This window comes from Phyllobacterium sp. P5_D12, assembly GCF_054049495.1.
This window is the reverse complement of sequence record NZ_JBFUMG010001054.1, coordinates 1-826: the sequence shown is the minus strand read 5'-3', so window position 1 is coordinate 826 and position 826 is coordinate 1. Positions and strand designations below refer to the sequence as shown.

Genomic DNA, 826 nt, shown 5'->3' with positions numbered 1-826 from the left:
CGCCGTGACTGGCGTCGTGATCGCCATGATTGGCGTCGTGACCGTTACCATCGGCGTCATTGGGCAGAGCGGCGCGATCATCGGCGTTGGAGCCATAACCGCAGGTACTATCGCTACGGTAATGGTTACATGGGCGGCAGCGGACGAAGCCATCAGTAACGATTGGCAACGCACTTAGCCCGAACGAAATGGTAAAAAGGCGGGTCTTCGGAACCGTCTTTTTTGTATTGGGTTTTACCTGCCGGCTTTCAGGGTTTCATAACCAACGCGAACCTTTTCAGCCAATGTAAGCAATCTGTCCTTGCAGGTTTTCGCATCGTAGTCGGCGGGTTGTTTCGGCGAAGCAATCACCGCCTTGAGCCATCCGCGTACGGTACTGTCCGCCTCATCGGCCGATTTTCCGAGCCCTTTCAGAATGGTTTCGCTGCTTTCGATGGCCGAGTAATGCGGCTCGCGTCCGAGTGCATCCTGACACTGATAGGAAACGATGACGAGATTTTTCGCATCCGCGATTACGCCGCTCTTGCTGACGTTGCCGCCCGTTGTTGTGCATGMCGGCAAGATCGCAGCCACCAACACAATAACCAAAACTGAAAATCGCATCTGTTCCCCCATCACTGGAGCGCAGGCTATTCAACCAGCGTCGTAGTGTCGAGAGGGTCGATTTGGAGAAAGGGCCCTGACGCTAGGGTACGAGTAGGTGCTGGCTCCAGTCCTTTTTCGGCACAAGTTCGCCGATTTTATATTTGAAGCCGACGACGTTCATGTTGTCAGCGCTGGTTTGGCATTTGTATTTCAGGTGGTACCACTCGCCGCGGCTGCGAAA

The 826-nt window shown here is 54.4% G+C and carries 2 protein-coding genes; both read right to left on the bottom strand.

The genetic code is table 11. From position 1 onward, the window contains the following. Positions 1–234: 234 nt before the first annotated feature. The gene (locus ACXJ5O_RS28650; RefSeq protein WP_457302863.1) at positions 235–603 is read right to left on the bottom strand and encodes a hypothetical protein; all 369 of its coding nucleotides are present in this window, start codon (positions 601–603) and stop codon (positions 235–237) included. Positions 604–685: 82 nt separating this feature from the next. Next, the coding region (locus ACXJ5O_RS28645) for a DUF930 domain-containing protein (protein WP_457302864.1) at positions 686–826 on the bottom strand (141 nt) is incomplete at its 5' end.